Origin of the sequence: Pseudomonas avellanae BPIC 631, assembly GCF_000444135.1 — a bacterium.
GTDB lineage: Bacteria > Pseudomonadota > Gammaproteobacteria > Pseudomonadales > Pseudomonadaceae > Aquipseudomonas > Aquipseudomonas avellanae.
Window position 1 is genome coordinate 1 of the sequence record NZ_ATDK01000278.1, and the last position, 10,242, is coordinate 10,242.

Annotated in this window: 5 protein-coding genes and 1 pseudogene; 4 read left to right on the forward strand and 2 right to left on the reverse strand. The window is 58.7% G+C overall.

The genetic code is table 11. From position 1 onward, the window contains the following. Positions 1-738: 738 nt before the first annotated feature. A pseudogene (locus DW49_RS01000000128470) lies at positions 739-1,031 on the forward strand (DUF2442 domain-containing protein); the annotation flags it as partial. Positions 1,032-1,042: 11 nt separating this feature from the next. Here DW49_RS01000000128470 and DW49_RS0116460 read toward each other — a convergent pair. Continuing rightward, positions 1,043-2,113: a DUF748 domain-containing protein gene (locus DW49_RS0116460; protein WP_005619817.1), complete on the reverse strand. Its 1,071-nt coding sequence runs from the start codon at positions 2,111-2,113 to the stop codon at positions 1,043-1,045. A gap of 127 nt (positions 2,114-2,240) precedes the next feature. Here DW49_RS0116460 and cysK point away from each other — a divergent pair, with 127 nt between their 5' ends. Both cysK and DW49_RS0116470 read left to right on the forward strand, forming a co-directional pair. Further along, positions 2,241-3,215 carry a cysteine synthase A gene (gene cysK / locus DW49_RS0116465; RefSeq protein WP_005619816.1) on the forward strand — a complete coding sequence of 325 codons (975 nt, stop codon included), beginning with the start codon at positions 2,241-2,243 and terminating at the stop codon, positions 3,213-3,215. 177 nt (positions 3,216-3,392) lie between these two features. Further along, entirely contained in the window at positions 3,393-4,331 is a 939-nt protein-coding gene (locus DW49_RS0116470; protein ID WP_005619814.1) for an aspartyl/asparaginyl beta-hydroxylase domain-containing protein, read from the forward strand. A gap of 55 nt (positions 4,332-4,386) precedes the next feature. Here the strand turns inward: DW49_RS0116470 and DW49_RS0116475 are convergent, their stop codons facing one another. Beyond that, entirely contained in the window at positions 4,387-7,860 is a 3,474-nt protein-coding gene (locus DW49_RS0116475; protein ID WP_005619813.1) for a hybrid sensor histidine kinase/response regulator, read from the reverse strand. A 243-nt stretch (positions 7,861-8,103) separates the two neighbouring features. Between DW49_RS0116475 and DW49_RS0116480 the strand changes: the two genes are divergently transcribed. Then, positions 8,104-9,978: an MFS transporter gene (locus DW49_RS0116480; protein ID WP_024420210.1), complete on the forward strand. Its 1,875-nt coding sequence runs from the start codon at positions 8,104-8,106 to the stop codon at positions 9,976-9,978. The last annotated feature ends 264 nt before the right edge of the window (positions 9,979-10,242 follow it).

Consider the following 10,242-nt stretch of genomic DNA (forward strand, 5'->3'; position numbering starts at 1 on the left):
CGTATCGAAAATCGTATCGGGCGATACGGCTAAAACACCCCAAACTCATAAGGTACTACGTACCTATTACTCCTATCAATAACCGAGGAGCTGCCATGAAAATGGGCATCCTGTTCAGACTCGCCAGCTTTTGGGTTGGCGTGCATTACTCACCTGCGAATAAGCAGGTGTGCATGAACCTTGTACCGTGTGTGACCGTCTGGGTTGCGCTGCCAGGTGGCGAACCACCCGCTGGGCCCGACTACAGCACGGAGAGGTTCTGTGACTGCAATCAAGGGCGCTTCCCGTGCTCCTGCGAGGTGGCTGTATGACTCTCAGAACAAACAACGGTGGTTGGGCATCGGTAGGTACCGAGTTCGACTACAGCAACACCACACGGGCAGAACCGCAAGCAGACTGAGTACATGCTCTATCAAGCACGCGCTGGAGGTTATCCAGGTCGTGTGAGCGCGCCCGTAACCCCTACCCCTGTGCACCGCTCGCAAGCAATGTTCAGTTCAGGTCAAAGGAGGGAATTTCTAGCTGTTCTGAGTGTGACACACGGTGCGGGCGCACTGTGCGGGCGGACGCCCCAAAAGCCGTCGCAGCCCCTATGTTTATTGGGTTTGCCACCTTCCACTTGTTCAGTTCTTGAATGGTGCGTCACGCTGTGACCGGGTAAAAATTGTAACGCTGCTTCTGGTATGGCAATTTGGCGATACTGTTCGCGTCACGTTGATTGGAGGACGCATGGAGCCGATGAAACGCCCCCGCCTCAAGGATGTTCAAGCATTGGCCGGCCACCGGCTGGCGTTGACCTTTATAGATGATCAACAGTACATCTTCGACATGAGCGACGATGTGCAGACGTTACCCGGTCTGCGTCCACTGATGGCCGATGGCGCTTTCGCCCAGGCACAGTTGGGCGACGACGGCTGGAGCGTCGAATGGCCTGAACTGGACATCCAGATAGGCGCGGATACGTTGGTTTCCTGCAGTTAAGTCAACGCCGCCCCGATGAAAACAAGTGGGTTTTCATCAGTCGGCGCGCTTGAGAAAACCATTACCTCCCCTTGCTGCTTTCATACCGCGCATTGAACGCCTGCACGAACGCATTGCGCAGAATCTGCAAAAACGCCTGGAAGCCGCTGATGTCCTGCTGGTGGACGCTGCCGCTCAGGTCGACTCGGGTGGCGAACTGGTTTTCGCGCTGGTTTTTCAGCACGGTTTCACTGGTGCCGACCAGCGCTTCCCAGATCGAGCGGAAGACGCCTTTGTCCTTGTTTTGCACATCCTGCTGCCAATTGAACACATCGACATTGCGCAGCAGTGGCTTTATGTAGCCGCTGAGCTGGCCTTTGTTGGCTTGCGCTTCGATCACAAGGTCGCCGTCACCGGCGTTGAAATCGAATTTGGCATAGGCCGAAGAGAAGTCATTGAGCTTCTTGAGCTGAATGCCGGTAGCCCGAAGGCGGAAGTCAAAGTCCTCGAAATTGCTGAACGGGTCGAATCTGGCTGTGCTTTCCAGATCGGCATGGCCCAGCAAGCGCGCTTTGCCTTTGAACTCGGCATCGCGGTTGCCCTCGACGTCCACCACATTGGTCAGGTTATAAAAGCTGGCATTGACCTGATCCGCCTCGATTTTTACCTTGGGCGTGGAGTTGAAATTGTTGAAGGTGATGCGCCCATTGTCGATCCGCAGTTCGTTGAGGGTAATGGGCAACAGCTTGTTCATCTGGGTACGCCAGTCAGTGCCCTGACCAGTCTGCGAGGCCTGTTTGTTGTTACCACCGTCGACAAAGTTGATTTGTGGGTTGGTGAACAGCGCCTTTGCCACTACGGCATGGTCATACCAGAGCGAATGCCAGCTGACGGCCAGCTCGATCATCGGCGCGTCGAATAACGGCACCGGAACCTTGCCGTCGGTCTTGACGATTTTCAGGCCCTTGATCCGGTAGGCGCCTCGCCATAGCGCCAGATCCACGTCGGTCACCTCGCCCCGGTACTCGCCCATGTCTGCCAGCTTGTCGTTGAGATAGTCGCGTACCACGTAGGGCAGGGCGATATTGATAGCGATCAGCAGCACGACCAGAGCGGCCAGCGTCCATAGCGGCCAGCTGTAGCGACGTTTCATGACACGAGTCTCCTGTTTCAATGAAAGGATTGACTGCACGCGCGGGCATCCGTTCGGTCAGACTGGACGCCCAAAGGCTGGCGGCATAGGCTTTGGTTCTTTAACCGATGTGCACAAGGACACCCTCATGAGCCGTATCTACGCTGATAACGCCCATTCCATCGGGAACACACCGCTGGTGCAGATCAACCGTATCGCGCCGCGCGGTGTCACCATTCTGGCCAAGATCGAAGGGCGTAATCCGGGCTATTCCGTCAAGTGCCGGATCGGCGCCAACATGATCTGGGACGCTGAAAGCAGCGGCAGGCTCAAGCCAGGCATGACCATTGTCGAACCGACCTCGGGCAACACCGGGATCGGCCTGGCATTCGTTGCCGCCGCTCGCGGTTACAAACTGATGTTGACCATGCCCGCTTCCATGAGCATAGAACGTCGCAAGGTGCTCAAGGCGCTGGGGGCCGAATTGGTGTTGACCGAGCCGGCCAAGGGGATGAAAGGCGCGATTGCCAAGGCAGAAGAGTTGCTGGCTGGCGATCCCGAGACATTTTTCATGCCTGCCCAATTCGACAACCCGGCCAACCCGGCCATCCACGAGAAAACTACCGGCCCCGAAATCTGGGCTGACACCGACGGCACCATCGACGTGCTGGTAGCCGGCGTGGGGACGGGCGGGACTATCACCGGTATTTCCCGATATATCAAGCACACAGCGGGCAAGCCGATCCTGTCGGTCGCCGTAGAGCCCGACAGTTCGCCGATCATCACTCAGGCCATGGCTGGTGAAGAGATCACGCCTGCTCCGCACAAGATTCAGGGCATCGGCGCGGGCTTCATTCCGAAAAACCTCGACCTGTCGATTGTTGATCGGGTAGAGCGCGTCACCGACGACGAGTCCAAGGCAATGGCCAGGCGCTTGATGCAGGAAGAGGGCATCCTGTGCGGGATATCCTGTGGCGCGGCAATGGCGGCGGCCGTTCGTCTGGCTGAAAAGCCGGAAATGCAGGGCAAGACTATCGTCGTTATTCTCCCTGACTCCGGCGAGCGTTACCTGTCGAGCATGCTGTTCAGCGATCTTTTCACTGACCAGGAGCTGTCGCAGTAACACATCTTCGCACCTGTGTACTTCATGCGGGCAGCGCAAGGGTTTATGATGGCCACCTTGCCAGACGCTGGACGATTCTCTCTGTTCGCCCGGCGCTTGTGGCCCCTTATTCAGAATCCTGCATCAATACTGCCCGCGTGATGTTTGGCGTTATCTGCCTGCTTCAAGGAGAGCTTCATGACCTTTTCATTTGTTGCCAAGGCATCGATCCTGATGCTGTTCCTCGGCAGCACGCTGTACGTTCACTTGCGCGGTCGGGCTCGTTTGCCCCTGTTGCGGCAGTTCGTCAATCACTCGGCATTGTTCGCGCCTTACAACGCCCTGATGTATCTGTTTTCCCGCGTACCGTCCGAGCCGTATCTGGACCGCAGCAAGTTTCCTGAGCTGGATATCCTCAAGGACAACTGGGAAGCCATCCGCGACGAAGCCATGCACCTGTTCGACGAAGGCTATATTCGTGCGGCCGAAAAAAACAACGACGCCGGTTTTGGTTCGTTCTTCAAGAAGGGCTGGAAGCGTTTCTACCTGAAATGGTATGACAAGGCACTGCCGTCTGCCGAAGCGCTGTGCCCGAAGACCGTCCAGCTGGTCAACAGCATTCCCAATGTGAAGGGCGCAATGTTTGCCCTGTTGCCAGGCGATAGCCACCTCAACCCGCACCGCGATCCGTTTGCCGGCTCCCTGCGTTATCACTTGGGCCTGTCTACCCCGAACTCCGATGCCTGCCGGATCTTTGTCGATGGCAAGGAGTACGCCTGGCGCGACGGTGAGGACGTCATGTTCGATGAGACCTACGTGCACTGGGTCAAGAATGAAACCACCCAGACCCGGGTGATTCTGTTCTGCGACATCGAACGTCCGCTCACCAACCGCTTCATGACCCGGATAAACCGCAGCGTCAGCGCGTTTCTGGGGCGTGCGACGGCACCGCAGAATCTGGATGACGAGCGTGTCGGCGGGATCAACCAAGCGTATGCGTTCAGCAAGCGTTTCAGCGATGGTTTCAGCGGCAAGGTCAAACAGTTCAAGCGCGCCAACCCCAAGGCTTACCGCGTTTTGAGGCCGGTGCTGGCCGTGGTGGTGCTGACATTGCTGGGTTACTGGTTGTTTGGTTAAGCAGCAGCTTTGATCCGATTGTTCGCTGTCACGGCGAACAACCGTCAGCCCTTTCTCAATCCAGATTCACATGCCGACTCAACAAGGCTCGCAGCGCTGCTGGCTTGACCGGTTTGGGCAGATAATCGAGCCCTGCGGCATGCACCTGAGCAATCAGCTCCGGCCTGCCGTCGGCGCTGATCAGCACGCCCGGCACTGGCTGACCCAGACGGGTTCGTAGCCAGGCCATCAGTTCTGTACCGGTTTCACCCTCATCGAGGTGGTAATCCACCAGTGCAATCTGCGGTCGTACGCCATTGTTCAGCAGCGCTTCGCACTCTTGGCGATTGCGAGCGGTCCAGACCTGGCAGCCCCAGCGTGACAGCAGGCTGTTCATGCCGATCAGGATGCTGTCTTCATTGTCGATGCACAGCACTTGCGTACCGTTCAGTGCGGGGCGGCTGACTTCGGTCTGCAGTGCCAGCATCGGTGCCTGCGCGGCGGCCAGCGGCACCCGCACGCTGAACACGCTGCCTTTGCCGGTCCACGAGCGCACCTGCAACGGGTGCTCGAGAATGCGGCACAAGCCATCAGCAATCGCCAGCCCCAGGCCCAGCCCCTTGGCCGCGTGGGTCTTGTGGCTGTCGAGGCGTTTGAACTCCTCGAATATCACCTTGCGCTTGTCTTCGGGAATCCCCGGCCCACGGTCCCAGACTTCAAGGCTCAGGCTGTCGCCGCAACGCCTGACGCCCAGCAGAATCGGCCCTTTGGCGTAGCGGAATGCGTTGGTGAGGAAGTTCTGCAGAATCCTGCGCAGCAGCTTGATGTCACTGTCGATGCGTAGCGAACTGCCCCGCACGCGGAATTTCAAACCCTGTTCCTGAGCCAGCGCCTTGAACTCGGCACCCAGCGTGTCATATAGCGCGTTGAGCGCAAATGGCTGGCAATTCGGAGTGATCTTGCCGTTTTCCAGGCGGGATATATCCAGCAGGTCGCTGATCAGGTCCTCGGCAGAACGCAGCGAGCTGTCCAGGTGCTTAACCAATTGCTGCGCTTCACTGGAAATGTCGTCCTGCTGATGCGACAGCGCAGCGGAAAACAGCCGTGCCGCATTCAGCGGCTGCATCAGGTCATGGCTGACCGCTGCCAGAAAGCGGGTTTTCGATTCATTGGCCGCTTCGGCAGTGCCCTTCGCTTCGGTCAGCGCCTGATTAAGCTGCGACAACTCGTGGGTACGGGCTGCCACGCGCTGTTCAAGGCTCTCGTTGACGCCTTTGAGCGCCTGCTCCGCTGCACGGAACTCGGTAATGTCGGTGAAACTCATGACAAAGCCGCCGCCCGGCATCGGGTTGCCGATCAGCTCGATTACCTGACCATTGGGGAACAGGCGCTCCGAGGTGTGAGCACGGCCCTGGCGCATCCAGTGCAGGCGTCGCGCCACATGAACTTCCGCCTCCCCAGGCCCGCACAGCCCGCGCTCGGCGTTATAGCGAATGATGTCGGCAATCGGCCGGCCAACGCTGATCAGGCCTTCGGGGTAATTGAACAGTTCCAGATAACGACGGTTCCAGGCCACCAGCCGCAGCGACTGATCGACCACACTGATGCCCTGGGTAATGTTTTCGATGGCGCCTTGCAGCAATGCGCGGTTGAATTGCAGGACTTCGGAGGCCTCATCGGCGATGCGCACCACGTCCTCAAGTTGCATGTCACGGCCTTCGATGGCCGCTTTGACCACTGCGCGGGTTGACGAGGTGCCCAGTACGCCCGCCAGCAGGCGTTCGGTGTGCGCGATCCATTCGCCGTCAGCATTGAGACTTGGGTTGAAGCCTTTGCCCTGTCGGTAGGCGAAGCGAATAAAGCTCTGACGTGCCCGGTCTTCACCGACGAAGCGTGCCGAAAGGCTCAGCAGGTCTTCGATCTGCACCGACAGTAGCGGGCGGCTGTAGTCACGGCCCTGGGTTTCCTGACCGATGAAGCGGCCCGCCTGCCAGTGCTCGGAAACGCGGGTGCGCGACAACATCGACACCCAGGCGAACAGTGTGCAGTTGCCGGCCATCGACAGCACCACGCCTTGCGTCATGGGCGAAATGGGCAAGTCGAACGGGTTGCTGTGCAGCCATTCCAGCAGCGGAAAAGTGCTCAGCGACCAGCCCATGCCATGCGCGGCCACCGGCAGCACGAGGGTGTAGAACCAGATGAATATCCCTGCCGCCAGCCCCGCAAACACGCCCCGACGATTGGCCTGCTTCCAGTACAGCGCGCCGAACATGGCCGGTGCCAGTTGAGTGATCGCGGCAAAGGCGATCTGGCCGATGGTGGCCAGGCTCGCGGTCGAGCCCAGCATCCGGTAACTGACATAGGCCAGCAGCAGGATCATCACAATGCTGATGTGCCTTACCGAGAGCATCCAGTAACGAAACGCTTCAAACGGCCGTTCGGTGTTCTTGCGGCGCAGCAGCCACGGCAGCAGCATGTCGTTGGAAATCATTGTCGACAGCGCCACGCAGGCCACAATCACCATACCGGTTGCCGCCGAAGCGCCGCCGATAAAGGCCAGCAGCGCCAGTGACGGATGAGCATGGGCCAGCGGCAGGCTGATCACGAATGAGTCAGGCAACATGGAGGCGGGCAGCAACATTTGCCCGGCCAGCGCGATCGGCACCACGAACAATGCCGCCAGCGCCAGGTAGGCAGGGAACACCCACTTCGCCAGGTTCAGGTCCTGAGGCTCGATGTTTTCGACCACCGTGACGTGAAACTGTCGCGGCAGGCAGACAATGGCCATCATTGCCACGCCGGTCTGCACGATCATCGACGGCCAGTTGATCGTGTCTTGCCAGTATTCTTCAAGGCGCGGCGCGAGTTTGGCCTGATTGAACAGATCATCGAAGCCGTCATACAGACCGAACGTCACGAACACGCCGACCGCCATGAACGCGAACAGCTTGACCAGCGCTTCAAAGGCGATGGCCAGAACCATGCCGCGGTGATGTTCGGTGACGTCCAGGTTGCGCGCACCGAAGACGATGGTGAACAGCGCCAGAATCAGCGACACCACCAGCGCCGTATCCTGGGCGCGGGTGCCGGTGGAGTCCGCCACCGCACCGATCAAAATATTCACGCCCAGCACGATGCCTTTCAGCTGCAGGGCTATGTACGGCAGCATGCCGATCAGGCAGATCAGCGCCACCATTACCGCCAGTGACTGGGACTTGCCATAGCGCGCCGCGATGAAGTCGGCAATGGAGGTGATGTTTTCCTGCTTGCTGATCAGCACCATTTTCTGCAGCACCCAGGGCGCCAGCACCATCAGCACGATCGGCCCCAGATAAATCGGCAGGAACGACCACAACTGTTCGGCGGCCTGACCTACTGCGCCGAAAAACGTCCAGCTGGTGCAATAGACCGCCAGTGACAGGCTGTACACCCAGGCGCGCATGGCCGGGCGCAGCGATGCGCTGTAGCGGTCGCCGTAGAAAGCGATGGCGAACATGATGGCCATATAGGACAAGGCAACGGCCGCAATCAGCCCGCTGGACAGCGACATATCGAATTCCACACCGTATCAATAGCGCGCAGTCTCGCACGATGCACACGGTTCGTCTTTGTCGACCAAGGTCGAGCGTGGCGGGGTGTCGCAGCGGTCTTGTCAACGGCGTCTGCAAAGAAGAACAGTGCGGCGTAGTGTGTAAAAAGAAATGTCCTATCGACATTCGCTGTCGTTACGTCTTCAATGTGCCTCGGATTGGCGGTTGCGTCAGTTCGCCCCAGCCTCTCAGGACCACGGACGATGAGCCAACAGTCACAATTCAGCTTGCTCGGGAAACGTCGTTTCCTGCCTTTTTTTATCACGCAGTCCCTCGGGGCGTTCAATGACAATATCTTCAAGCAGTCGTTGATTCTCGCCATTCTTTACAAGCTGAGCATTGATGGTGATCGCTCGATCTACGTCAATCTGTGCGCTTTGCTGTTCATCCTGCCGTTCTTTCTGTTCTCGGCGCTGGCCGGGCAGTTCGGCGAGAAGTACCCCAAGGACAAGCTGATCCGCATCATCAAGTTCGGAGAGATCGTCATCATGGCGGTCGGGGCTGCGGGCTTTCTGTTCAATCATCTGGAGTTGATGCTGGCAGCCCTGTTCGCAATGGGCACGCACTCTGCGCTGTTCGGGCCGGTCAAGTATTCGATTCTGCCGCAGCACCTGCGCGAGACTGAGCTGGTCGGCGGCAACGCGCTGGTCGAGATGGGGACTTTTCTGGCGATCCTTGCCGGCACCATCAGTGCTGGGGTGATGATGTCCTCCTCGCACTACGGCTGGATAGTCTCGGCGGCGATTGTGCTGGTGGCGTGTCTTGGGTTTGTGGCCAGTTTCGGTATTCCGAGCGCCGCTGCCGCTTCGCCGGAAATGAAGCTCAACTGGAACATTTTCACCCAGTCCTGGGCAACCCTGCGCATGGGGCTGGGGCAAACGCCCGCCGTTTCGCGTTCGATTGTCGGCAACTCCTGGTTCTGGTTTGTCGGTGCGATCTACCTGACGCAGATTCCTGCTTACGCCAAGGAGTGGATGTACGGTGACGAAACAGTCGTCACGCTGATCCTGACGGTGTTCTCTGTCGGTATCGCGCTGGGCTCGCTGCTGTGCGAGCGGTTGTCCGGGCATAAAGTCGAGATCGGGCTGGTGCCGTTCGGCTCGATGGGCCTGACAATCTTTGGTCTGTTGCTGTGGTGGCATTCCGGTGGTTTCCCGCAGAACGTGCAGGCCAACGACTGGCTGGCGGTCCTTTCCTACGGGCAGGGCTGGCTGGTGCTGTTCGACATTCTGGGCATCGGCGTGTTCGGTGGCTTCTACATCGTGCCGCTGTATGCACTGATCCAGTCCCGTACGCCGGTGAAAGAGCGCTCACGGGTCATCGCCGCCAACAACATTCTCAACGCGCTGTTCATGGTGGTTTCGGCGATTGTTTCGATCCTGTTGCTGAGCTTCGCCAAACTGTCGATTCCGCAGCTGTTTCTGGCGATATCGCTGATGAACATCGCCGTGAATATCTACATCTTCAAGATCGTCCCCGAGTTCACCATGCGCTTCATGATCTGGCTGCTGGGCCATTCCATGTACCGCGTCGAGCACCGGGATTTGAACCGGATACCTGACGAGGGCGCGGCACTGCTGGTCTGCAACCATGTGTCCTTTGTCGATGCATTGCTGATTGCCGGTGCGGTGCGGCGACCGATCCGGTTTGTGATGTATTACAAGATCTACCAGCTGCCGGTGCTCAACTTCATCTTCCGCACCGCCGGGACCATCCCGATTGCCGGGCGCAACGAAGACATGCAAATCTACGAGCAATCGTTCAAGCGCATTGCCCAGTACCTCGCGGAAGGCGAGCTGGTGTGCATCTTCCCTGAAGGCAAGCTGACCACCGACGGTGAGATCAATGGCTTCAAGAACGGCATGAGCCGCATCATCGAGGAAACCCCGGTGCCGGTCATTCCGCTGGCACTGCAAGGCCTGTGGGGCAGCTTCTTCAGCCGTGACCCGAGCAAGACCCTGTTCCGCCGTCTATGGTCACGCGTAGTGCTGGTGGCGGGTGCGCCCATACCCGCCGATATCGCGACGCCGGTGGATGTGCGCGAAGAGGTGAAAGCGCTGAGAGGGAAAGTGCAGTAAGAGGTCCGTGCTGAATTTTTAGCTTCTGGGCGCTCGGGCCTACGCGTTTGCATGCAGCGCATGACATGCCACGTCACATGGCAGCTGCGGCACGATGTCATGCCTGGCCTTCAACCACTGCCATAGAATGCTTTTCGATCGCGATGGTACTGGCAACGCAGATTGCGACGTAAGTGACGGCTGAGCCCTGGCGCTGATCCGGGGGAACTCGGCAAGGATGCCGAGTTAGCCGCACCGGACCATGGATGGTCCGTTGCGGCGACC